A 23155-nucleotide genomic window follows, 5' to 3' on the forward strand; every position below is an offset into this window, starting at 1 on the left:
TGTCACCAAGCCTTGAAGCAGACTCCGCCATGACTACCCCGCAAACTTTTTGCCGCCGGTCAGCAACGGCGAGAGAATGAGACATGTGGGCGAGCGCGTCGCCACCGCTTGGCGGATCGTGCGCTCGGTGATCTCGCGGCATTCGTCAAGCCGCGCGATCGTGTGGTGCTGCATCGCCATTGCATCGAGGATCGGCCGCATCGTTTTCGCGACCAGCGCCTGCCCGCGATTGAATTCCCCGAGCGTGCCGCGCTCCGACACCATCATCAGCACCGGAATGTTGAACGGCACCGGCAGCGACGCGAGCGTATTCGCGAGCGTCGCAAAGCCGGAGGTCTGCATCAGCACGATGCCGCGCATGCCGCCCATCGCCGCGCCCGAGACGATGCCGACCGCCTCCTCTTCCCGCGCCGCCGGAAAAATCGTGAAGAACGGATCCGCTTCGAGATCGATGATCAGCGGCTTGAGCACATTGTCCGGCACGTAGACGACGAGCCGCACATCGTTCGCTTTGAGCGTTTCGGCGACGATCGCATGCCACGTCTGGCTTTGCGTTCCGGTGGATGAAATCTGCATGGGCGGCTTCATTGACAAGCGTTCGGAATTGGCCGATCTCGGGCCGGCCTGAGCGGCCATTCTGGCGCGCTCGCCTCCCTGTCGTCCAGCCCGCGGTTACGTCCATGGTCCCGAATAGCAAGCGTGTGTTTTATGTCGAACCGCACCGGTCGAACCGGTTTCTGGAGGTCTTGGGAGCGCGCCAAGACGTGACGCTCGATGCGCTAACGCACCAGAGCGATAAGGTCGAGATCTCGCGCGTTCTCGCCGGCGCGCATGCGTATCAGGTCGGCGCATCGCGCCAGGAACTCGTGCCGCATCTGCATGTGACGCAGAGCCTGATCGAACAGGCGCCGCATCTTCTCATCGTGTCGTCGAACGGTGCCGGCTTCGACACCGTCGACGCCAAGGCCTGCACGAAGGCCGGCATCCTCGTCGTCGCGCAGACCGGCGGCAATCGCGAAGCCGTCGCCGAGCACGCGCTCGGCATGATGCTCGCGCTCTCGAAGCGCTTCGTCGAAACCGATCGCTACATGCGCCGTCAGAACGGCATCAGCCGCAACGCTTTCATGGGTCACGACATCATCGGCAAGACGATCGGCATCGTCGGTCTCGGCAACGTCGGCACACGCACCGCGGAGCTTTGTCGCGGCCTGTTCCGCATGCGCGTCCTCGCTTACGATCCGTATCTCACGACCGCGCAGATCGCCGCGCACGGCGCCGAGAAGGTCGAACTCGACCAGCTTATGCGCGAGTCTGATTTCGTGTCGGTGCATTGTCCATACAACGAAGAGACCGCGAACATGATCGGCGCGCCGCAATACGCGCTGATGAAGCCGGATGCTTACTTCATCACGACGGCGCGCGGCGGCATTCATGACGAAGCCGCACTCGTGGATGTGTTGAAGGCTAAGAAGATCGCGGGCGCCGGTCTCGACGTTTGGGTCGACGAGCCGCCGCCCCACGATCACCCGCTGATGGCTTTCGACACTGTGATCGTGACGCCGCACACCGCAGGCGTCACGCACGAAGCCCGCGTCAACATGGGCCAGATCGCGGCCGATCAGATGCTGCTGGCGCTCGATGGCGGCCGTGCGCCGCGCATCCAGAATCCGGAAGTCTGGTCGGCTTATGTCGAGCGCTTCCGCAAGGAATTCGGCGTCACGCCGGCCTGATCACTTCTCGAGTTCGACCGTATCGAAATCGGCCGGCAGAATAATCTCGAGCACTTCGCAGTCGTCCGAATAGTCGAGCACCTTGTGCTTCACTTTCGGCGGCTGAATCCAGCACGATCCCTCGCGCATCACATGCGCGCCCTCGCCGGCGAATTCGGATTTGATCCAGCCCTTCAGCACGTAGACCATCTGAAAGTCGACGTCGTGGAAATGCAGCTTGGAGACTTCCTCCGGGCGGCACGGCGGTATGAACTGCACGACATGGGCTTGCGCGAGACCGTGCGTCGCCGCCGCGATCCCGAGTTCGCGATAGCGCGCGTAGCTGCGCAGCCCTTCGACGAACGAATGCGCGCCGAGATGGCTGGCGACGAATGTCTGCGGCGGGCGTTTCGCCAATGCGGCGCGTGTGCGCGGCTTCGCGGCTTTCTTCGCGGCGGGCTTACGCGCCGCGCTTTTGCGAGCCGGAGCCTTCCGCGCCGGAGCCTTACGAGCGGTCGTTTTGCGCGCGGCAGGTTTGCGAGCCGATACTTTGCGCGCGGTGCTCCTTGCGGCTTTCGCGACCTTGCGCGTTTTGGCTTTTGCCATCAGGGCCTCCCGGAATTTTGTTGAGGTCTCAGTGTCTGCCTCGTCGTCAGCACTGGCAAGCACAGAGTCACATTTCGGAACTAACGCGTGCGCGCCGAACAAGCTCTTTCCTTGCTGTCGGCTTCCCCCTTAAGCTCTGCACAACGGTTCGCGGGAGGACAAGCATGGCCGAGAAGGCAGCGCTCATCATCGGCGCAGGCGATGCGACAGGTGGCGCAATCGCGCGGCGCTTCGCCCGCGAAGGCTTCACGGCCTGCGTCGTTCGCCGCACCGCCGACAAGCTTGAGCCGTTGGTCGCCGAGATCACGAAAGCCGGCGGCAAGGCGCGCGCGTTCGGCGTCGATGCGCGCAAGGAAGACGCGATGATCGCGCTCGTCGACCAGATCGAGAGTGAAGTCGGCCCGCTCGAAGTTGCTGTGTTCAACATCGGCGCCAACGTCCGCTTCGGCATTCGCGAGACGACGGCGCGCGTCTATTTCAAAGTTTGGGAGATGGCGTGCTTCGCCGGCTTCCTCACCGGCCGCGAAGCCGCCCGCGTCATGGTCCCGCGCAAGCGCGGCACGATCCTCTTCACCGGCGCGACAGCGAGCGTGCGCGGCGGCGCAGGTTTCTCGGCCTTCTCGGGCGCCAAACATGCGCTCCGCGCGCTTGCGCAGTCGATGGCGCGCGAGCTTGGCCCCGAAGGCGTTCACGTCGCGCATATCGTGGTCGACGGCGGCATCAACACGGCCTTCATCCGCGACAACTTCCCGGAGCGCGCCGCGCTCTTACCGGACGACGGCATTCTCGATCCAGACGCGATCGCGGAAAACTACTGGACCCTGCATTCACAACACCGCTCCGCCTGGACGCACGAACTCGACGTGCGTCCGTGGATGGAAAAGTGGTGACCGGAGGAAACATGAGCACGGTGGAATTCTACTTCGACTTCGGCAGCCCGAACGCGCACATCGCGCATATCCGCTTGCCCGAGATCATCGCCCGCACAGGCGCAACGCTGGTGCCGAAGATCATGCTGCTTGGCGGCGTCTTTCAAGCGACCGGCAACGTGTCGCCGATGAACGCAACGTTCAAGGTGCCGTATATCCGCACCGACATGGCGCGCTTCATCGCGAAATACAAAGTGCCGTTCCGCATGAACCCGCACTTCCCCGTCAACACGATCAAGATGATGCGCGGCGCTGTCGTCGCCGAGGAAGAAGGCTTCCTGCCGAAATACATGGACGTTTGCTTCAACGCGATGTGGGCCGACCGCAAGAACATGGCGGACGACGCTACGATCGCGGAAGTCTTCACGGCGGGCGGCCTCGATCCGGCGCATATCGCGAAACGCTCCGCCGAGGACGCCGTGAAGGATAAGCTGAAACTCTACACCGGCGCGGCCGCCGAGCGGGGCATCTTCGGCGCGCCGACATTCTTCGTCGGCGATGAGATGTTCTTCGGCCAGGATCGCCTCGAATTTGTCGAAGAGGCGCTCAAGGGCCAATCCTACGCCCCGCCGAAGAAAGGCGCTGCCTAGGCGCAAAAAACGAAGGCCGTTCCGCGCCGCAGACCGCGCCCGCTTGCGCGACATCGGCGCGTCGTCTTTAGTCCGAACAAGGCGCGCCAAGCGCCCAACAAGAAAAATGGGAGGGATCGATGAAGCGGTCATTTCTCGCTATCGCGGCACTCGCGCTGAGCCTCGCAACCGCGCACGCCCAACAACCTTACAAAATCGGCCTGATCCTCGATATGTCCGGGCCATACGCCGACATCACGGGTGAAGGCAGCGCAACGGCCGCCCGCATGGCCGTACAGGAATTCGGCGGCAAAGTGCTCGGCCGCCCGATCGAGGTGCTGATCGTCGATCATCAAAACAAAGCAGACATCGCCGCCGCGACCGCGCGCGAATGGTTCGACAACCAGGGCGTCGAAGCGATCCTCGATGTCGCGGCCTCCGCGACCGCGCTCGCCGCCAGCGAGATCGCCCGCGCGCGTAACAAGATCATCGTCTTCAACGGCCCAGGCTCGACGCGGCTCACCAACGAAGCCTGCGGCCCCTACACGGTGCACTACGTCTTCGACAACTACGCGCTCTCGAAAGGCACCGCGGCCGGCCTCACCAAGCAGGGCGGCGACTCGTGGTTCCTCGTCGTTGCCGATTATGCCTTCGGCCACGATCTCGAACGCGAGGCGACGAACTTCGTGAAGGCGAGCGGCGGCAAGGTGCTCGGTGCAGTTCGCCACCCGCTCAACACCAACGATCTGTCGTCGTTCATCCTACAAGCGCAGGCGTCGAAGGCGAAAGTCGTCGGCTTCGCCAATGCGGGCGCCGACACGATCAACGGCATCAAGCAGATGGTCGAATTCGGTCTCGTCAAAGCCGGCCAGAAGCCCGCCGCCCTCCTCGCCTTCATCTCGGACATCGACAGCCTCGGCCTCGAAACCGCGCAAGGCCTATTGCTGACCGAAAGCTTCCTCGCCGACCGCGACGACGAGAGCAAAGCCTTCGTCAAAAAGTTCTCCGAGCGCGTGAAGCGCGCGCCGACCAGCGCGCAGGCCGGGGTCTATTCGTCGGTGCTGCACTATCTCAAGGCGGTGGAGAAAGCCGGCACGGCGGATGCGGCGCCCGTCATGAAGATCATGAAGGAGACGCCGATCAAGGACGCTTTTACCAACAACGGCCGCATCCGCGAGGATGGCCGCATGGTGCACGACATGTATCTGGTCGAGGTGAAGAAGCCGTCCGAGTCGTCCGGCCGCTTCGACTATTACAAGCTCGTTACCACGATCCCGGCGGAAGAAGCCTTCACGCCGCTCTCGGAATCGCGCTGCCCGCTGGTGAAGAAATAGCGCCTGAGCAACACACTCGGCTGTCATCCCGGCCAAGCGAGTTTGCGCAGCAAACCGCGCGAGCCGGGACCCACGTATCCCTGCCACACAGGGGAACATGGATCCCGGATCGGCATCGCAGCTTCGCTTGCTCGCCGTCCGGGATGACATCTGAGCCCAAAAACAAAAAGGCCGGCGATGACGCCGGCCTTTTTCGATTCAGTGAATGTCGGCGCCTAGTCGCGGCCGAACAGGTTCGCGTGCTGCTGACCGCGCGGGTTGAACGGCGAGTCGCCCTGCTTCGGGGCGAGAACGACGACCGTCGTCCCCGTCTTCACGCGCTCATAAAGATCGATGACGTCTTCGTTGGTCATGCGGATGCAGCCCGACGAGATCGCTTCGCCGATATATTCCGGCTGGTTGGTGCCGTGAATGCGGAACAGCGTGTCCTTGTTGCCCTGATAGAGATAGATGCCGCGCGCACCGAGCGGGTTCTTCGGGCCACCCGCGACACGATCCGGAATGTTGCCGAGACGGCGCTTGATGTCCGCGGTCGGGATCCAATCCGGCCACTCGGCAAGACGGCCGACCTTGGCGACGCCCGAGAACGCCAGCGCTTCTTCACCGACCGTCACGCCGTAGCGGATCGCGGTGCCGTCGCCCTGTACGTAATACAAATAGCGTGCGTCGGAATCGACCACGATCGAACCCGGCGCTTCCTTGCGGTGATAGGTGACGATCGCGCGCTGGTAAGCTTCCGGCGGCGCCACTTCCTTATAAGGCGTGTTCGCCAATAGAACTTTGTCGCGCGGCTTGAGGCTCGACTTCGGCGCCGGCTCACGCTTCGACGACATCATGGTCGCGCTGTTGCAGCCCGCCAACATGAACGAAAGGCCGATCGCTGCGGCCAGGACCCCACGGGTCAACATCTTGGTATCTTCCATCGAGGATGTGTCTGATCTAGGCCTAGGCATACGGGAAAACAGGTAATTTTTCCATGACCTACCGCGCTGCACGCGACACGGAAGCCGCAGCCTGTGGCCGCAAAGCCTCAAAACGACCCTCTAGCGGGGGTTGAGCGGTGCCCGTTTACATTGCGTTGATCATGCGAGAGGCAAACGCCAAAAAAATTGCCTGATCTTCGTCGCACTTCGGGTCCGCTAGCGCCTCATCTGGAGGACAGACTCCTGCCAATCCTGCCCCGAACGAGGCTCAAAACGGGGGCGGACCCAAGGAGCATTCCATGAATAAGCTGTCCCCGCGGCCCGATCCCCGCGATTCGCAACGCAAAATCCAAGAGAGCGGCTATCTCGAACAGCGTTACGGCCGAATCGGCATCCCGGCCGTCGCCGCCGCCGGAAGCCTGAAGAAGCCGGATGACCCGGAACGCGAGCAGCGCCGCCGCGTCCTGCAGGTCCTCGCCCGGTTTGAAGACTAGCGCTCTAGGCAGACATCAGAATTTCATTTGCAACTTTGGCGCGACAGAACCATAGGGGGAGCGCCCCTTCGGTTTCGGAGCGCCAATGCTCACTTACTTTGTTCCCCGCGGAACGTCCCTCGAGAAAATCAGTGGCGGTCCAGGCGTAGAGCCTCCCGAGGCCGCGATCTGGATCGACCTCGTCACGCCCACCGTCGAGGAAGACAAGCTCGTCGAGCGCATGGTCGGCGTCTCAGTGCCGACTCGCGAGGACATGGCCGAGATCGAGGTCTCGTCGCGCCTCTATATTGAGAACGGCGCGCGTTACATGACCGCAACACTGATGTGTCGTTCGGACACCGATGCGCCAAAGACGACACCGGTCACCTTCATTCTCGCCGGCCACCGCCTCGTCACGGTGCGCTACGATGAACCGAAGCCGTTCGCGCTGATCTCGCTCAAGCTCGTGCGCGCCTGCGGACCATCGCCGACTGGCGAGTCGGTGCTGATGGAATTGCTCGACGCGATCATCGATCGCACCGCCGACATTCTCGAAAAGAACGCGGCCGAAGTCGACATCGTCTCGCATCAGGTGTTCGAGCCGACGCAGAAGCGCGCCAACCGCACGCTGCAATACAATCACATCATGCGCTCGATCGGCCGCAAGGCGGACCTCAACTCTAAGGTCCGCGAATGTCTGGTCTCGGTCGGCCGGCTCGTCCTGTTCCTCGCCAATGAGGCGGACGGCATGAAGTGGCCGAAGGAATTCCGCGCGCAGCTCAAAACCATGCAGCGGGACGTGCAATCGCTTCTCGATCACGCGAGCTATCAGTCGAACAAGATCACCTTCCTGCTCGACGCGATGCTCGGCATCGTCTCGATCGAGCAGAACAACATCATCAAGACCTTCTCGGTCGCCGCCGTCGGCCTGATGCCGCCGACGCTGATCGCGTCGATCTATGGCATGAACTTCAAGCAGATGCCGGAGCTTCAGTGGGACTACGGTTATCCGATGGCCATCATCCTGATGGTCCTCGCCGCCGCGCTGCCGTATTACTATTTCAAATGGAAGAAGTGGCTGTAAGCCGGCGTCGTCCGCTCACATCAGATCGAGCGGGATCTTGATATAGGCGACGCCGTTCTCTTCCTTCGGAGGTAACTGCCCGGCCCGCATATTCACCTGCACGGACGGAAGCATCAGCGTCGGCAGCGCGAGCGTTTTGTCGCGCGCCTCGCGCATCTCGACGAACGTATCTTCGCCGATCCCGTCCGCCAGATGTTTGTTCTTCGCGCATTGCTCCGCGACCGTCGTGTGCATCACGACATCGCGTCCCTCCGGCGGATAGTCGTGACACAAAAACAGCCGCGTCTCGCCCGGCAACGTCAGAATCCGCCGCGCCGAGCGATAGAGTGTATGCGCATCGCCGCCCGGAAAATCCGCGCGCGCCGTGCCAAGATCGGGTGCGAATAACGTATCGCCGATGAACGCCGCGTCGCCGATCACGTAAGCAACATCCGCCGGCGTATGCCCCGGCACATGCAGCACGCGGCCTTCGAGCGGCCCGATGCGGAATGTCGCGCCGTCGGCGAACAGTTCGTCGAACTCCGCGCCGGTACCCGAAACATCGAGGCCGAAGTTGAAAACCTTGCCGAACGTCTCCTGCACTTCGACGATGCCTGCGCCGATGCCGATCTTGCCGCCGAGCTTGTTCTTCAGATATGGCGCGGCCGACAGATGATCCGCGTGCACATGCGTTTCGAGATGCCAGACGACCGTGAGCTTCTCGCGCGCGATGAAATCGACCAGGCGATCCGCGCTTTCGCGGCTGGTGCGGCCGGACTTCGGATCAAAGTCGAGCACCGAGTCGACGATCGCCGCATCCGAACCCGCGCCCGTGTGCACGATGTGGCTCACGGTCGACGTTTCGGAATCGAAGAAGCTCTCGACGAGAGGATTCATTGCGGTCGCTTGCATAACGGCGACTCTACCGCGTCCACACCTGCGCGCAACTATTCGCCGGTCTGCAGCAATGCGCCTTCTCGCCGCGCCGAATTCAGCAATCCGATGAACGCGGCCGACGCGGCGACGAAATAGAGCGCGTTGAGCCCGAAGGCCCACAGCATCAAATCGCCGCGAAACACCTTGTTGACCAGTAATTCGCGCATCCCCTCGAACACATAGGTCGGCGGCAGCGCCCAAGCGACCGGCTGCAGCCACGTCGGCAGCGCCGACACCGGGTAGTAAACGCACGCAAGCGGCAGCAGCAGAAACATGATGCTCCACGCGAACAGCTCGGCGCTCAGCCCGTTGCGCACGACTAGCCCGGACACGAGGATGCCGACTGACCAACTCGTCAGCATCAGCATCATGAAGAACGCCGCGAGCGCGAGCCCCATCGCATAGAGATTGAAGTCGAAGAACCCGATCGCCAGGAAACTCACCGGGATCATCCCGATGGCGAGCCGGATCAAACTCATGATCATCAGCGCGATGATGAATTCTGCCGGCCGCAGCGGCGACATCATCAGGTTCGCGAGATTGCGCGACCACATCTCCTCGAGGAACGACATCGAGAAGCCGAGCTGCCCGCGGAACAGAATGTCCCATAGCATCACGGCGCCGATGAACGCGCCGCCCGCCTTCACGAAGAAGGTCGAGTTCTGATTGATGTAGCCCTGCAAAAAGCCCCACATCAGCATCTGCACGGCCGGCCAATACACGAGTTCGACCAGCCGCACCCACGACGAGCGCAGCAGATACCAATAGCGCAGCACCATTGCGCCGATGCGCTCGAGCGAGCCCGTCACGACGCCGCCTCCCGTTCCGCCGCGATGCCGCGCCCGCGCGCGACGTCGAGGAAGACCTCTTCGAGATTCGCGCGGCCGTAACGCGTCAGCAAGTCGTCAGGCGTGCCGTCGTCAACGATCCGGCCCTGCTTCATCATGATGACGCGATCGCACAAGCGCTCGACCTCCACCATGTTGTGCGAGGCAAGCAGGATCGTCGCGCCGCGCTCGTGGCGATAGCGATCGAGCCGCGCGCGCACCCAATCCGCGGTGTCCGGATCGAGCGATGCCGTCGGCTCATCGAGCAGCAAAACTTCCGGATTGTTGACGAGCGCTTTGGCGAGCGACACGCGCGTCTTCTGTCCGGCCGAGAGCTTTCCGGCCGGCCGATCCAGCAGCTCGACGAGATCGAGTTCCTGCGCGAGCGTTGCGATCCGCGCGTCAAGATCGCGCACGCCATAGAGACGGCCGAAAACTTTGAGATTTTGGCGCACCGTGAGACGCAGTGGCATCTCGACATACGGGCTTTCGAAATTCATCCGCGCGAGCACCTGGTGGCGGTGCCGCAGCATGTCGACGCCCAGCACCGAAACGGCGCCGGAGGTCGGCAGCGTCAGGCCCATGATCATCGCGATGGTCGTCGTCTTGCCGGCGCCGTTGCCGCCGAGCAGACCCGTCACGGAGCCTTTCGGCAACGTGAAGGACACGCCGCCGACGGCAGTGCCGGTCTTGTACTCTTTGACGAGCTTGTCGACGACGATGGACATGGGGGCGCTTTGTCGCGCGTCGGAAGGCTGCGCGCAAGCCGACTTTGCGCGGGTGCTGTGAGACCGTTACAATGGCGCCATGCTGTGGCGCGTCGCTCCCGAATCTGGCCCCGAGCGCAATGTGCGCCTCGATACGCTCGTCCGTCTGCGTTGGCTCGCGGTGTTCGGGCAGACGGCGGCGATTCTCATCGTCCATCACGTCTTGGATTTCGAGCTCGATCTCTGGCCTTGCCTGATCGTCGTCTCGATCTCGGCATGGCTGAACATCGCGCTCTCGCTGCAGCAGAACCAGGAACCGCGCATCCGGCCGGATCGCGCCGCCTGGCTGCTCGCCTTCGACATCGCACAGCTCGCCGCCCTGCTCTATCTCACGGGCGGTCTGCAGAACCCGTTCGCGTTCCTATTCCTCGCTCCCGTCATCGTCGGCGCGATGGCGCTGCCCCCGCAATATACGTTGCTGCTTGGCGGCCTCGCGGTGTCGTGCGCGACATTGCTCGTCTTCGTGCATCAGCCGCTGCCGTGGGCGAGCGATGATCCGCTCACGCTGCCGCCGATCTACATGCTCGGCGTCTGGCTCTCGATCTTGCTCGCGCTGATCTATATCGGCGTCTATGCGTGGCAGATTGCCGAAGGCGCGCGAAAACTCTCCGACGCTTTGTCCGCCACCGAACTCGTGCTCGCGCGCGAACAGCATATGTCGCAGATCGACGGCCTCGCGGCCGCCGCCGCGCATGAACTTGCGACACCGCTCTCCACCATCGTGCTGGTCGCCAAAGAACTCGAGCGCGCGCTCGAAAAAGATTCGCCGCACACCGAGGATGTGCAGCTGCTCCGCAGCGAAGCGCAGCGCTGCCGCGAAATCCTCTCCAAGCTCACGGAGCTTTCCGCCGACGAGTCGTTCGACCGTGTCACGCTCACTGCACTGATCGAGGAGATCGTGCTGCCGCATCGCGAATTCGGCATCGACATCGATATCGTGATGCCGCAGGACCGTGCCGGCGAGCCGATCACACGGCGCACGCCGGCATTGCTCTACGGCCTCGGCAACCTCGTCGACAACGCGGTCGATTTCGCCAAGGAGCGCGTCGAGATCGCGGCGCGCTGGTCGAGCCAGGAAATCACACTCACCATCGCGGACGACGGCCCGGGCTTCTCGGCCGCCGTGAAGGATCGCCTCGGCGAGCCGTTCCTGACGACACGCGGACGGAAACGCGTCGGACCCGACGGCGAGCCGGAGGGTCTTGGCCTCGGTTTCTTCATCGCGAAAACGTTATTGGAGCGCTCCGGCGCGACCATCGCTTTCGCCAACAGAGCCGCTCCGGACCATGGCGCAGTCGTTTCCGTGCGCTGGAAACGCGCCGAATTCGACGATTCGCGGCCCTCCGGCGCGCAATCCGAAACCGCAAACGCTTGAGATTTCGCCATTAGTCACTAGGTTATCGGCTCAATCGCCCGCGTCGGGCGTGTCGCTACCTCAGCGACCTTAAGAGGGAACATGATGTCTGAACTTGCGTTCGACCTGCCTGCCGACAAAACCCTGCTCATCGTTGAAGACGACAAGTCGTTCCTGGTCCGCCTCGCGCGCGCCATGGAAGCGCGCGGCTTCGATGTAAAGACCGCCGAGACGGTGGCCGATGGCCTCGTCCAGGTCGCCCAAGCTCCACCTGCTTTCGCGGTCGTCGACATGCGGTTGGGAGACGGCAACGGCCTCGACGTTTTGTCGGCGCTCGCCAACCGCCGCCCGGAAGCGCGCGCGATCGTGCTCACCGGCTACGGCAACATCGCGACCGCCGTGAATGCCGTGAAGCTCGGCGCCGTCGACTATCTCGCTAAGCCCGCCGATGCCGACGACGTCATCGCGGCTCTGCTCGCGATCGAGGGCCGCAAGCCCGAGCCGCCCGCGCAGCCGATGTCGGCAGACCGCGTGCGCTGGGAACACATCCAGCGCATCTACGAACTCTGCGGACGCAACGTCTCGGAGACCGCGCGCCGCCTCAACATGCATCGCCGCACGCTGCAGCGCATCTTGGCTAAACGCGCGCCTAAGTAGTTCGCGCCTCAGCCATCGCGTCACGGCTCTGGTAGTGACGAAGTCCTCGTCGTTGCGAGGAAGCGCGTAGCGCTGACGAAGCAATCCAGTTCTTTCAGCGTAAGTCTGGATTGCCGCGTCGCGGCTCTGCGCTTCGCGCAGCCGCTCCTCGCAATAACGAGAGACGCGCTGGCAGAGAAGAACCCTAAAGCGGCAAGCCGACGGTGATCTCTTTCGTTTTCTCCGCCATCACGGCTTTCGACTTCCGCCGCGCTTCGTCATGGCCCACTTCATGCGGGCCATCCACGTCTTTCCTTGATCTACGCCTCGCAGCAAACATCGATCAGCGCATTTGACTCAGATCACTCTGTCGAATAGAGTAATCTGTATTGACCGAGGTATTTGATATGAACATTTCCCCCAACCAAGCTTCTCAAGCTCTCGACCAGATTTCCGCGACCGAAGCGAAAAGCAGCAAACTCTACGGCTATTCGCGCGGCGCTCCCCATCTCATCGTTTGGGGCATCGTCTGGCTAGTTGGTTTCGGCTTGACGGCGATATTCCCCGCAAGCGCGGCTTTGATCTGGAGCATCGTCACTCCGCTCGGCATTGCGGCTGGATTCATCGTCGGCCGGCGGCACGATGCCGAAAGCGGCCCTTATGACTGGCGTTACGCAATCATCGCACTTGCGTTTGCGGCTTTCTTCTTCGCCGCCTTCTCGGTGATCAAGCCGCACAACGCGAACCAGGTCGGCGCGTTCATCTGTCTCGTCGTCGGATTGATCTATGTCGTGATGGGCTTGTGGCTCGGCACGCGCTACATCGTCGCCGGCCTCCTCGTGACGGCATTAACGCTCGCCGGCTTCTTCCTCATGCAGAGCTATTTCTCGGCGTGGATGGCTGTGCTCGGCGGCGGCGCGTTGATCGTCATGGGTCTATGGCTGCGCAAGCCATGAACGCCTTCAACGAAGTCATTCACCAACCCGTTCGTCTCAAGATCATGGCTGCGCTCAACGCGATGCCCAAAGGCGAGCAGATCGAATTCGTTCGCCTCAAAGCCATTGTCGGCGCGACGGAAGGAAACCTTGGCGCGCACATTTCAACGCTGGAAAATCACGGCTACCTCGCCGTGAAGAAAGACTTCTTCGCCAACCGGCCACGCACGCGCGTAAGCCTGACGCCCACCGGGCGCCGCGCCTTCGAAGCGCACGTGACTTACCTGCGCGACATCATTGAGGGTGGTGGCGTTTAGCGTCTGAGCTTCAACGTTACAGCTTAAACCCCGGCGGCAGCGGCAGGCCGCCGGTGAGCTCCTTCGTCTTTTCGGCCATCACGGCTTCCGACTTGCGTCGTGCATCCGCATGCGCCGCGACGATAAGATCTTCGACGATCTCTTTCTCCTCCGGCTTGAGCAAAGACGCATCGACGCTGATGCCCTTGAGCTCCATCTTGCCGTTGAGCGTCACCGTGACGAGCCCGCCCCCGGCGAGCCCCGAGACTTCGATATGCTCGAGTGAAGCCTGCATCTCCTCCATCTTGGATTTGAGCTGCGCGGCTTGCTTCATCATGTCCATGATGTTCATCGAAATCTCCTAGTCATCAAAACTCTCGCCCTCGTTAGGCGGCGCGCCGTCATCCCACGGCGCGATATCACCATCTTCGTTCGGCGGCGACGTGAAAGCGGGCTGCTCGACCGCTTCGCCGCGCACCTGAACGCCGACGATCTGCGCGCCGGGAAAGCGCGACAGCACGGCCTGCACCAGCGGGTCGGCGGTCACGCCGGTCTTCACTTCTTCGCGCCGCGCATCTTCCTTCGCGCGCAATGACGCTTCGCCCTGCTCGGACGACAGCACGATCATCCACGGCCGACCGGTCCAATTCTTCAGCTTCTGTGCGAGATCGTTGACGATCGCCTTCGACGCGCCGGGTTCGAGCGCGATCTCGAGCCGCCCGTCTTCGAAGCGCACGAGCCGCACGTCGCGTTCGAGCGCCGTGCGCATCAGAATGTCGCGCTGCTCGGTCGCGAGCGCGATGACATCCTCGAAACGCGCCAGCGCACGCACCGGCGCCGTCTGCGCGGAGGCACGCGGCGCAGCGATAGCCGGAGACGATTCGACCGCATGGATCGCACGCGGCTGCGCATTCGACATGGCGCGCGGACGCTGACCGCCACCACCACCGGACGGTGCGGCGCCGCCGCCACCCGCAGGCGCCGAAGGTGCGCCGACGCTGCCGCCGTTAAGCAAATCCTCGGGCGACGGCAGACCGGAGGCATAACCGATGCGCACCAGCACCATCTCGGCGGCCTGGATCGGCTTCGACGATTCGCGAACCTCCGCGATGCCCTTCAGCAGCATCTGCCATGTCATCGACAGCACGCGCATCGACAGCGACGCCGCGAACTCCGCGCCGCGCGAGCGTTCGACTTCCGCGATCGATCGATCGTCCGCGACGCTCGGCACCACCTTGATGCGCGTCACGAAATGCGTGAATTCGGCAAGGTCCGTCAGCGCCACCGCAGGATCGGCGCCGGAGTCGTATTGATCGCGCAACTCGCTGAGCGCGGCCGCGATGTCGCCGCGCATCAGCGCCGCGAAGAGATCGATGACGCGCGTGCGGTCGGCAAGCCCGAGCATCTGCCGCACGTCTTCGGCGCGAACGGGCCCGGCCGCATGCGCGATCGCCTGATCCATCAGCGAGAGGCTGTCACGCACCGAACCTTCCGCCGCGCGGGCGATCAACTGCAGCGCGTCGGTTTCCGCTTCGACCTTTTCTTTCGTGCAAATGTTGCCGAGATGATCGACCAGCGTGCCGGCTTCCACACGGCGCAGATCGAACCGCTGGCAGCGCGACAGCACCGTGATCGGCACCTTGCGGATCTCGGTCGTCGCGAAAACGAACTTCACATGCGGCGGCGGCTCTTCGAGCGTTTTCAGCAGAGCGTTGAAGCCCTGCGCCGTCACCATATGCACCTCGTCGAGGATGTAGACTTTGTAGCGTGCCGACGCCGGCGCATAGCGCACCGCGTCGTTGATCTGGCGGATGTCGTCGACGCCGTTGTGCGAGGCCGCATCCATTTCGATCACGTCGACGTGCCGGCTCTCCATGATCGCCTGACAATGCGTGCCGAGCTTCGGCATGTGGATCGACGGCTTGTCGATCCCGTCCGCGTCGTAATTCAGGGCGCGCGCGAGGATGCGCGCCGTCGTCGTCTTGCCGACACCGCGAACGCCGGTGAGGATCCACGCCTGCGGGATGCGCCCGGTGTCGAACGCATTGGCAAGCGTGCGCACCATCGCCTCTTGGCCGATAAGATCGTCGAACGTCGATGGGCGGTATTTGCGGGCGAGCACGCGGTAGGACCCGGCCGGCGTGCTCATTTCGCCGCTGCCGCCCTGAAGGTCGAAACCCAGACTATTCTCGCCGTCGCTCATAAGGCCAAACTTAGAGGCTGCGCGCGCCGTTTGAAACCACCTGCGCCGGATTGCCCACGACCGTAGCACCGGCCGGAACATCGCGTGTCACCACGCTGCCCGCCCCGACCAGCGCATCGTCGCCGATCGTCACGCCCGGCAGAATAATTGCGCCTCCGCCGATCCAGCAATTGCGGCCGATTGTGACGGGCCTGCCGAACTCGACGCCGCTTTTGCGCTCCGCCGCATCGCGCGGATGATCCGCCGCGTAAATCTGCACCGCCGGCCCGATTTGCGTGTCGTCGCCGATGCTGACCGCGCAGATATCGAGGATCACGCAGTTGAAATTGAGGAAAACGCCCTTCCCGACCGAGATGTTATAGCCAAAGTCGCAATGAAACGGCGGCCGGATCACGGCCCCTTCGCCGACAGAGGCGAGCCGCTCCGCCAGCAAAGCCCGCCGCTCGGCCGGCGGCGCGTCGAGCGCCGCGTTGTAGCGGACCATCCACGCCTTCGCGGCCGCTTGGTCGGCTTGGATCTCGGTATCGCCCGGGCGGTATAACTCTCCGGCGAGCATTTTCTCTTTTTCGCTCTTCACGCGTCCTCCAAAACGACAAAAGCGGCCCGAGGAGCCTCTGGGCCGCTTTTCGAGTGGGAGGCTGACGAGCGACCCAAACCGGTCCTCGTTAGGGCTGCTTCCTTCCGGATCTGACCCGGTTGGCGAGTGATCTGTCCACTGCCAACCTCCCGCGCCGTATATCGTGGTTTTCGCGCTCGATGGCAAGAGACACAACCTGCCCCTTGCGGAACAACCATAGCGACACCATATGGCTTCTAACGACGAAATCGGCGCTTAGTCCGTAACCACGGATGTACTGGTACGAATAATGATAGCGACGAGGGAAAGGCCGGGTTTTGCCCGGCCTTTTTTGTTGGACAAACGGTCCCGCATCGGGTGAAGCCTGGTGCCGAAAAAGAAGATGACCGGAGGACATCCATGAAGGCCGCAGTCGTGGGCGATAAAGGCGTCGAGGTGCGTGACGTACCGGCACCGAAGCCGGGTCCCGAGCAAGTCCTCATTCGCGTGCGCGCCGCCGGTCTCAACCGCGCCGACCTTATGATCGCGGCCGGACATTTCCACGGTCACGCCGGCGGCGCCGGCACCATCCTCGGCCTCGAATGCGCCGGCGAAGTTGCCGAAGTCGGCAGCGGCGTAACCGGCATCAAGGTCGGCGATCGCGTGCTTTGCTCCTGCGCCGCCTCTTATGCCGAATATGCCGTCGCCGATATGGGCCGCGTGCATCGCATCCCGGCCAACAACATGAACTTCACGCAGGCCGCGACGCTGCCGGTCGCGCTGCAGACAATGCACAACGCGGTCGTCACGGCCGGCCGCCTGCAAGCCGGCGAGAGCGTGTTGATCCAAGGCGCATCGTCGGGCGTCGGTCTTGCCGCAATGCAGATCGCGAAAGTAATGGGCGCGAAATTCGTCGTCGGCACGTCGACAACTGCTGAGCGACGCAAGAAGCTCACCGAATTCGGAGCCGATCTCGCCGTCGACTCGCGCGATCCGACATGGGCCAATCAAGTGCTCAAGGCCACCGACGGCAAAGGTGTCGACCTTATCGTCGATCAAATCTCCGGCTACGTTGCCAACGACAACATGAAGGCGACGAAGATCCTCGGCCGCATCGTCAATGTCGGCCGGCTCGGCGGCTTCAAGGGCGAGTTCGACTTCGACCTCCACGCGCTGCGCCGCATCGATTATATCGGCGTGACGTTCCGCACGCGTTCGGTCGAAGAGGTGCGCGAGATCAATCGCCGCATGCGCGCCGATCTTTGGCAGCACGTCGAAGACGGCAAGATCAACCTACCGATCGACCGCACCTTCCCACTCGACAAAGCCGCCGAAGCGCTGGCGCATATGAAAGCCAACCAGCACCTCGGCAAAATCATTCTCGAGGTTTGAGCGCGCTTACTTCGCGCGGAGTTGGCCGATAGCGCTAAGCCAATTTTCCATGTGATAGGTTTTGACGATCTTGCCGTCTTTCACGGTTTGGATGTCGATCGCCATCATGCGAAAGCTCTTGCCCGTATGCGGCACACCGAAAAGATCACCGGCCGGCGTGCCGGTGACTTCGCCGCGTACGATGACGCGATCGCCCGCGACCAGCACTTCTTTGATATCGAACTTCATGTCCGGGATCGTGTTCGAAAAATTCGACACGACCTTGATCGACGTATCGCGGCCCCAGCATTCGCCCGGCAGATATCCGGCACAGGACTCGTAGTCGGCCGACAGCACCTGCTCTTGCGTCGCCTTCACGTCTGGGCGCGTCGCAACATTGAACAGGCTGTACCAGGGCGCGATGGCAGCACGCGCTTGTGCCTCGGTAAGGCCCTGGGCCGAAGCCTGTCCTAAGAACAGCGCAGCGAGAGCGCCGCACACCAGAGTAAATTTGAACATCGCCATCTGAACCTCTCCCTCGTGATTGCAATTACTATGACGGTCGTCATACATATTTACAAGCGGTAGATTGGGTCGATGGCGCGGAAAACCGATTCGAAATCTAAAACCGTGATGACGGCGATCAAGTTGTTCAGCCGGCGCGGATATCATGGGACTGCCCTCAATGATATTTTGGATGCGAGCGGCGCACCACGCGGGTCCCTCTATTTTCACTTTCCCAATGGCAAGGAGGAAATCGGAACCGAAGCCGCGACCCTTGCCGGCGGAGCCGTCCGCGCAATGATCGCAGACGCCGCTGCCAATTCGAGGGACGCTGCCGGATTCCTCACGCGCATCGTTCGCACCATGGGTGCCAACCTGGAGGCGTCGGGATTTACCGAAGGATGTCCTCTCGCCACCGTGGCGCTGGAAACAGCGGCCGAATCTGAAAGTCTCGGCGCTGCCGCCCGTGCGGCTTTTAAAAGTTGGGAGAAGGAAATCGACGATGGCCTCGCGCGCTACGACGTTGCGGCGTCGGCTGCGCTTGCCACGATGGTGCTCAATCAAATCGAAGGTGCGTTGATGCTGGCTCGTACGCACCGCGACCTCGAACCGATGCGTCGCGCTGAAGAGGCCGCCCTCATCCTATTGCGCGCAATATCCGCGCCGTCATGATCTCGTAACAGTTTCGGCTTACTGTGACCCATCGCGCCGCTGAAGTGTCATTCGCTTCACGTTATGTCCACGGATGTAATGGCATCGACGAAAAAACGGCGTGGAAGGTCGGGCAGAGCCCGGCCTTTTTTGTTTTCAGGGATCTGTATTACTCGTCATTGCGAGGAGCGGCTCTGCGCGAAGCGCCGCCGCGACGCGGCCATCCAGCTTTTAGCTGCGTTCAATTTCGAAGTAAGAACTGGATTGCTTCGTCGTGAACGCACAGCGCGCTTTGCGCGCCCGCGTCACTCCTCGCAATGACGAACAACACACAAAAAATTAAACGTGCTGGCCGCCGTTGATGTGGATCTCGGCGCCGTTCACATACGAGCCGGTCTCCGTGCACAGCACGTAGATGATCTTCGCAACTTCGTCCGGCGTGCCGAGGCGGTGCATCGGGATTTGCTCCTCGACGATCTTCTCCGTCCCCGGCGATAGAATGGACGTATCGATTTCGCCCGGCGCGATCGCGTTGACGCGCACACCGACGCGGCCGAAATCCATCGCCATCTCGCGCGTCAGCGACGCGAGCGCCGCTTTCGATGTTGCGTAAGCCGTGCCGGCGAAAGGATGCACGCGCGATCCCGCGATCGACGTGACGTTGACAACCGAGCCCTTGGCTTTCTGCAGCTGATCGATCAAACCGCGCGCCAGCATGATCGAGGCGAAGAAGTTCACCTGAAACACATGTACCCAAGTCTCGAATGTCGTCTCGATCGACGACAGACGTTTCCCACCATCCGCCTTCGGCGAGATCGCCGCGTTGTTCACCAGCGCATGCAGTTCGCCGTCGCTCAGCCGGCGTTTGATCTCCTCGATCGCTTCAAGCGTGTTCTGCGGATTCGAGAGATCGACCTGAATGTGATCTTCCGGCCCGGCTTCCCACGGACAGTTCTCCGGGAAGCCATGACGCGAGCACGTGATGACGCGCCAGCCGGCCGCCGAAAAGCGTTTCACGGTCGCATGGCCGATGCCTCGGCTCGCGCCCGTCAGGAGGAGCGTGCGGCGCGGTTGGTTCTGAGGGCTTTGCATGCTGGCGTTAGATAACTTTCTGCGGTGTCTCCGCAAGGAGATAGATCATCTCTCAAGGATAAAGCCGCTGCTTCGCCCATGCGGCGCCGATGTCGGCACGGCGAAACTCGATACGGTCGTGCAAGCGAAACGCGCGATCGTGCCAGAATTCCATCACGGTCGGCACCACGCGAAAGCCCGTCCAGTAAGCCGGACGCGGCACGCTACTCACGGCGTATTTCGCCGTCGTGACCGCGATCGCCTTTTCGAACGCCATGCGCGTCTCGAGCGGCCGCGATTGCTGGCTCGCCCAGGCGCCGATCTGCGACAACTTTGGACGCGTTGCAAAGTAGGCGTCAGCCTCTTCATCCGACACGCGTTCAACCGCGCCGCGAATGCGCACCTGCCGGGTCAGCGACTTCCAATGGAACAGCAGCGCGGCCTTCGGATGCGCGCCAAGCTCACGTCCCTTCTGGCTTTCGGTATTCGTGTAGAAGACGAAGCCGCGTGCATCGACGCCCTTCAGCAGCACCATCCGCAAGTTCGGTAGCCCGTCTGCATCGACGGTCGCGACCGCCATGGCATTCGGGTCCGCCGGCTCGGACTTTTTCGCTTCGGCGAACCAAGTCTCCCACAACGCCATCGGCTCGTCGGCCTGCGTAAAATCGCCGTCCGTCAACGCCGAGTTCTTACCGGAGATTAACGTTTTGCTGTCATTCATCGCTAAATGCCATTCGTCTCAGGGCGCGGCTAACGCCGCAAATCGCCGATGCATCAGTCCTATAGCGGCCTCATCGTCCAGCGTAAAACGAAGCTCGCGGGTAAAGCCTTAGCGGCGGCCCTGCTCGGCCTCTCGCTCGGCGGCTGCAGCTACCAGATGGGACTGTATGACAAGGAAGCCAAGGCGGAGGCCACCGGCTCGGTCGCCCAGCCCATCGGCCATACGACCCCGAAACCGGCCGACAGCGACCTCGTTCGCGCCAAACAGGCTGCGACCGACCTCCTCGCCCGCAATGCCAAGGATGCTAGCCAGACCTGGGAAAACCCGGCGACCGGTGCGACCGGTACCGTCACTCCGATGGCTGCCGCCTATGCGGACAACGGCACCGAATGCCGCGATTTCCTGGCGAGCTACGTTCAAGGCGAAGCACAGACTTGGTTCCAAGGCGATGCCTGCAAGACCGGCCGCCGCTGGGAAGTCCGCAATTTCAAGCCGCTCCGCCGCACGTAAAAACCGCAGCGCTACCGCGCTACGGCCGTTGCGAGACCGCGACAACGCCCCCACATTGACGTAGAGACTGAGCCGGGTGCCTTCATGGGCCTGGCCCTTTCGTTGATTGGAGTATCCCTATAATGCGCAACCCCTATGAGGTCTTGGGGGTGTCGCCTTCGGCGAGCCCTGAGGACATCAAGAAGGCGTTCCGCAAGCTCGCCAAGAAGCACCACCCGGACGCGAACAAAAACGATCCGAAGTCCGCCTCGAAATTCAACGAGGCGAACCAGGCCTATGAGATCGTCGGCGACCCAGCGAAACGCAAGCAATTCGACGGCGGCGAGATCGACGCTGAAGGCAAGCCCAAGTTCCAAGGCTTCGAAGGCTTTGGCGGCGGCGGGCCCGGCGGCTATTCGCGCGGCCAATCCCCTGAGGGTTTCGAGACCTTCACGTTCCGCACCGGCGGCCCCGGTGGCGGGCAGCAAGGCGGCTTCTCGGGCTTCGAAGACATTCTCTCCGGCATGTTCGGCGGCCAGGCGCCGCGCGGCGCTCGTGGCGCGCGCGGCAATCCGTTCGGCGGCGGCGAAGATTTCGTCCGTCCGACCGTCGGCCAGGACGCAACGGCCGATGTGACCGTCACGCTGGAAGAGGCCGCAAGCGGCGTTACCAAACGTATCGCGCTCGCGACCGGCAAGGAGATGGACGTCAAGGTTCCGGCCGGCATCCGCGACGGACAACAGATCCGCCTCAAGGGCCAGGGCTTCCTCGGCCACGGCGGCGGACCGACCGGCGACGCGCACGTGAAGGTGCATGTCGCGCCGCACCGCGAGTTCAAGCTCGACGGCGACAATCTCCGCGTTGATGTTCCGCTCACGCTCTACGAAGCCGTGCTCGGCGGTAAAGTCCGCGTTCCAACGCTCGGCGGTGCGGTCGAACTCGCGATTCCCGCCAATACGAATGCAGGCCGCACCTTCCGCCTCAAGGGCAAAGGCTTCCCGGCGAAAAGCGGTGCCGGCGACTTGTTCGCCACCGTCCGCATCATGCTTCCGGCGACGCCCGATCCGGAGCTTGAAGCGCTGATGCAGAAGTGGCGCGACGAGAAGCCCTACGACCCGCGCGGCGAGTAAAAGCTTGTGGCGAGCTCGTGATTTCGCCGGAGCCACAGCCTGCGTGATGCAAGCCGAAACTACGCTACGGCCTCAGTGGCCACGAATGTCTGAGGGTGGTGCGCCGTACAAACGTTTGAACGTGCGGTTGAAATAGGACAGGTCACCAAAGCCGCACTCGAATGCAATTGAAGCAATGGTGCGGTCGCTCCACCTTTGATCGGTCAGCATGCGGTTTGCACGCACAAGCCGACGGGTCAGCACAAAGTCCGAAAACGAAGTACCTTCGCTGTCGAACAGTTTTCGGACGTAGCTGTCGGAAATTTTCTGGCGTTTGGCGACCACGACCGCGGTTAGATCACCGTCGGCGAGATGTGCCTCGATATCGCCTTTGATGGCGCGCAGCCGCGCCGCCCGTATGCCGCGCCCCTCGGCGACGGCGGTCGCATCTCGAGTTGCGCCGATTGTCACAGCAACGAGATCGCAAAGCTGGGCGATAATCAGTTGGCGCGTCTGCGGCGCCGCGATTGCCGGATCATCGAACACGGCGTCCGCGTAACCTTTCAATAGATTCAACATGTCCGTGCCGCGCGGAATTCGGCGCAGAACAAAATCGTCGACGTCCTGCACCAGCGGAGCCAGCGACGCACGGGGAAGTCGGATAACTCGATGGTCGACAAGAGCTGGTCTGCTGATCGTTCGCCCAGCCGAATAGCTCAGCAGCATCGCATCTCCATCGCGCAGGGTCGTCTCCCCGCGGCGACCCGCCACCATGCTGAGTCCGCTGACGTTCAGATGAAAGCTGAAATCGTTGTTTCCATCGCCGCTGTCGCGATGCGCGTGCACGTGTCGCACACCCTGTACGGTTCCGGATAGCAAGCCAAAATCAGGCAACTGGCGAATGCCGAAATCGATATCGCAGACAAGATCCGGGATCGGATCGAACGTCACCCAGGTCAAGCCTTGGTCTTGCAGGGTTCGCACGGCATCGCCGCGTGCTTTTACACGTAGGGCATTCACGGCAGGTCTGGCCATATCGTGTTGCCTCGTCCCGCTCTCCCGTTGCCGATCTCTAGCGGAGCAGGTCGCGAAGCGTAACTATGGTGCGCAGTGCCGTCCAGTC

The 23155-nt window shown here is 62.5% G+C and carries 27 protein-coding genes and 1 other RNA gene; 14 read left to right on the forward strand and 14 right to left on the reverse strand.

From position 1 onward, the window contains the following. Positions 1-33: 33 nt before the first annotated feature. Positions 34-576 carry a thiamine pyrophosphate-binding protein gene (locus tag GJW30_RS20590; protein WP_245408580.1) on the reverse strand — a complete coding sequence of 181 codons (543 nt, stop codon included), beginning with the start codon at positions 574-576 and terminating at the stop codon, positions 34-36. Positions 577-680: 104 nt separating this feature from the next. Between GJW30_RS20590 and GJW30_RS20595 the strand changes: the two genes are divergently transcribed. Beyond that, a complete protein-coding gene (locus GJW30_RS20595; protein ID WP_096358249.1) occupies positions 681-1730 on the forward strand; it encodes a hydroxyacid dehydrogenase in 1050 nt (349 codons plus the stop codon). Here GJW30_RS20595 and GJW30_RS20600 read toward each other — a convergent pair whose 3' ends face one another. Beyond that, on the reverse strand, positions 1731-2318 hold the full coding sequence (locus tag GJW30_RS20600) for a cupin domain-containing protein (RefSeq protein ID WP_096358970.1): 588 nt from the start codon (positions 2316-2318) through the stop codon (positions 1731-1733). Positions 2319-2479: 161 nt separating this feature from the next. Between GJW30_RS20600 and GJW30_RS20605 the strand changes: the two genes are divergently transcribed. The 3 genes from GJW30_RS20605 (at position 2480) to GJW30_RS20615 (ending at position 5147) form a co-directional block, all read left to right on the forward strand. Then, positions 2480-3205, forward strand: a complete 726-nt coding sequence (locus GJW30_RS20605; protein WP_096358250.1) for an SDR family oxidoreductase — start codon at positions 2480-2482, stop codon at positions 3203-3205. A gap of 11 nt (positions 3206-3216) precedes the next feature. Further along, complete coding sequence (locus GJW30_RS20610) at positions 3217-3834, forward strand: 2-hydroxychromene-2-carboxylate isomerase (protein WP_096358971.1); 618 nt, start codon at positions 3217-3219, stop codon at positions 3832-3834. 119 nt (positions 3835-3953) lie between these two features. Then, a complete protein-coding gene (locus tag GJW30_RS20615) occupies positions 3954-5147 on the forward strand; it encodes an ABC transporter substrate-binding protein (protein WP_096358251.1) in 1194 nt (397 codons plus the stop codon). A 215-nt stretch (positions 5148-5362) separates the two neighbouring features. Here the strand turns inward: GJW30_RS20615 and GJW30_RS20620 are convergent, their stop codons facing one another. Continuing rightward, entirely contained in the window at positions 5363-6055 is a 693-nt protein-coding gene (locus GJW30_RS20620; protein ID WP_197703746.1) for a L,D-transpeptidase, read from the reverse strand. Positions 6056-6369: 314 nt separating this feature from the next. Here GJW30_RS20620 and GJW30_RS20625 point away from each other — a divergent pair, with 314 nt between their 5' ends. Further along, entirely contained in the window at positions 6370-6564 is a 195-nt protein-coding gene (locus GJW30_RS20625; protein WP_096358252.1) for a hypothetical protein, read from the forward strand. 85 nt (positions 6565-6649) lie between these two features. Beyond that, the gene (locus tag GJW30_RS20630; protein WP_096358253.1) at positions 6650-7627 is read left to right on the forward strand and encodes a magnesium transporter CorA family protein; all 978 of its coding nucleotides are present in this window, start codon (positions 6650-6652) and stop codon (positions 7625-7627) included. A 15-nt stretch (positions 7628-7642) separates the two neighbouring features. On the opposite strand, the gene GJW30_RS20635 is transcribed toward GJW30_RS20630, so the two are convergent. From GJW30_RS20635 to GJW30_RS20645, 3 genes are read right to left on the reverse strand one after another with little or no spacing between them, the layout of a single operon-like run. Further along, positions 7643-8503, reverse strand: coding sequence for an MBL fold metallo-hydrolase (locus GJW30_RS20635; protein ID WP_245408581.1), 861 nt, complete (start codon positions 8501-8503; stop codon positions 7643-7645). A 50-nt stretch (positions 8504-8553) separates the two neighbouring features. Next, a complete protein-coding gene (locus GJW30_RS20640) occupies positions 8554-9321 on the reverse strand; it encodes an ABC transporter permease (protein WP_096358973.1) in 768 nt (255 codons plus the stop codon). Between the two features lie 26 nt (positions 9322-9347). Next, positions 9348-10097: an ABC transporter ATP-binding protein gene (locus tag GJW30_RS20645; protein WP_096358255.1), complete on the reverse strand. Its 750-nt coding sequence runs from the start codon at positions 10095-10097 to the stop codon at positions 9348-9350. 79 nt (positions 10098-10176) lie between these two features. Between GJW30_RS20645 and GJW30_RS20650 the strand changes: the two genes are divergently transcribed. The 4 genes from GJW30_RS20650 to GJW30_RS20665 all read left to right on the forward strand — a co-directional run bounded on the left by GJW30_RS20650 (position 10177) and on the right by GJW30_RS20665 (position 13378). Beyond that, positions 10177-11511 carry an ActS/PrrB/RegB family redox-sensitive histidine kinase gene (locus tag GJW30_RS20650; RefSeq protein ID WP_096358256.1) on the forward strand — a complete coding sequence of 445 codons (1335 nt, stop codon included), beginning with the start codon at positions 10177-10179 and terminating at the stop codon, positions 11509-11511. An 81-nt stretch (positions 11512-11592) separates the two neighbouring features. After that, complete coding sequence (locus GJW30_RS20655; protein ID WP_096358257.1) at positions 11593-12147, forward strand: ActR/PrrA/RegA family redox response regulator transcription factor; 555 nt, start codon at positions 11593-11595, stop codon at positions 12145-12147. Between the two features lie 386 nt (positions 12148-12533). Then, positions 12534-13082, forward strand: a complete 549-nt coding sequence (locus GJW30_RS20660; protein WP_096358258.1) for a hypothetical protein — start codon at positions 12534-12536, stop codon at positions 13080-13082. Continuing rightward, on the forward strand, positions 13079-13378 hold the full coding sequence (locus GJW30_RS20665) for a winged helix-turn-helix domain-containing protein (protein ID WP_096358974.1): 300 nt from the start codon (positions 13079-13081) through the stop codon (positions 13376-13378). Before GJW30_RS20660 ends, GJW30_RS20665 begins: the two co-directional genes overlap by 4 nt. A gap of 16 nt (positions 13379-13394) precedes the next feature. On the opposite strand, the gene GJW30_RS20670 is transcribed toward GJW30_RS20665, so the two are convergent. From GJW30_RS20670 to ffs, 4 genes are all read right to left on the reverse strand, one after another. After that, positions 13395-13709, reverse strand: a complete 315-nt coding sequence (locus GJW30_RS20670; RefSeq protein WP_096358259.1) for a YbaB/EbfC family nucleoid-associated protein — start codon at positions 13707-13709, stop codon at positions 13395-13397. Positions 13710-13718: 9 nt separating this feature from the next. Next, a complete protein-coding gene (locus tag GJW30_RS20675; protein WP_245408582.1) occupies positions 13719-15506 on the reverse strand; it encodes a DNA polymerase III subunit gamma/tau in 1788 nt (595 codons plus the stop codon). A 64-nt stretch (positions 15507-15570) separates the two neighbouring features. Continuing rightward, positions 15571-16116 carry a sugar O-acetyltransferase gene (locus GJW30_RS20680; RefSeq protein ID WP_096358975.1) on the reverse strand — a complete coding sequence of 182 codons (546 nt, stop codon included), beginning with the start codon at positions 16114-16116 and terminating at the stop codon, positions 15571-15573. 74 nt (positions 16117-16190) lie between these two features. After that, positions 16191-16287, reverse strand: an RNA gene (ffs, locus tag GJW30_RS20685) — signal recognition particle sRNA small type. 249 nt (positions 16288-16536) lie between these two features. Here ffs and GJW30_RS20690 point away from each other — a divergent pair. Next, positions 16537-17508, forward strand: coding sequence for a zinc-binding dehydrogenase (locus GJW30_RS20690; RefSeq protein WP_096358261.1), 972 nt, complete (start codon positions 16537-16539; stop codon positions 17506-17508). A 6-nt stretch (positions 17509-17514) separates the two neighbouring features. Here the strand turns inward: GJW30_RS20690 and GJW30_RS20695 are convergent, their stop codons facing one another. Further along, on the reverse strand, positions 17515-18012 hold the full coding sequence (locus GJW30_RS20695) for an ester cyclase (protein ID WP_197703747.1): 498 nt from the start codon (positions 18010-18012) through the stop codon (positions 17515-17517). A 72-nt stretch (positions 18013-18084) separates the two neighbouring features. On the opposite strand from GJW30_RS20695, the gene GJW30_RS20700 reads away from it, so the two are divergent. After that, positions 18085-18663, forward strand: coding sequence for a TetR/AcrR family transcriptional regulator (locus GJW30_RS20700; protein WP_096358262.1), 579 nt, complete (start codon positions 18085-18087; stop codon positions 18661-18663). A 318-nt stretch (positions 18664-18981) separates the two neighbouring features. On the opposite strand, the gene GJW30_RS20705 is transcribed toward GJW30_RS20700, so the two are convergent. Both GJW30_RS20705 and pdxH read right to left on the reverse strand, forming a co-directional pair. After that, positions 18982-19734 carry an SDR family NAD(P)-dependent oxidoreductase gene (locus tag GJW30_RS20705; protein ID WP_096358263.1) on the reverse strand — a complete coding sequence of 251 codons (753 nt, stop codon included), beginning with the start codon at positions 19732-19734 and terminating at the stop codon, positions 18982-18984. A gap of 52 nt (positions 19735-19786) precedes the next feature. Beyond that, entirely contained in the window at positions 19787-20434 is a 648-nt protein-coding gene (gene pdxH / locus GJW30_RS20710) for a pyridoxamine 5'-phosphate oxidase (RefSeq protein WP_096358264.1), read from the reverse strand. Between the two features lie 48 nt (positions 20435-20482). Here pdxH and GJW30_RS20715 point away from each other — a divergent pair, with 48 nt between their 5' ends. Both GJW30_RS20715 and GJW30_RS20720 read left to right on the forward strand, forming a co-directional pair. Next, the gene (locus tag GJW30_RS20715) at positions 20483-20944 is read left to right on the forward strand and encodes an RT0821/Lpp0805 family surface protein (protein WP_096358265.1); all 462 of its coding nucleotides are present in this window, start codon (positions 20483-20485) and stop codon (positions 20942-20944) included. A gap of 122 nt (positions 20945-21066) precedes the next feature. Next, positions 21067-22053, forward strand: coding sequence for a DnaJ C-terminal domain-containing protein (locus GJW30_RS20720; protein ID WP_096358266.1), 987 nt, complete (start codon positions 21067-21069; stop codon positions 22051-22053). 72 nt (positions 22054-22125) lie between these two features. On the opposite strand, the gene GJW30_RS20725 is transcribed toward GJW30_RS20720, so the two are convergent. Further along, positions 22126-23067 (reverse strand): helix-turn-helix transcriptional regulator, encoded by a 942-nt coding sequence (locus tag GJW30_RS20725; protein ID WP_096358267.1) that lies wholly within the window; start codon positions 23065-23067, stop codon positions 22126-22128. Positions 23068-23155 lie beyond the last annotated feature (88 nt).

This window comes from Variibacter gotjawalensis, from assembly GCF_002355335.1.
GTDB classification, from domain to species: domain Bacteria; phylum Pseudomonadota; class Alphaproteobacteria; order Rhizobiales; family Xanthobacteraceae; genus Variibacter; species Variibacter gotjawalensis.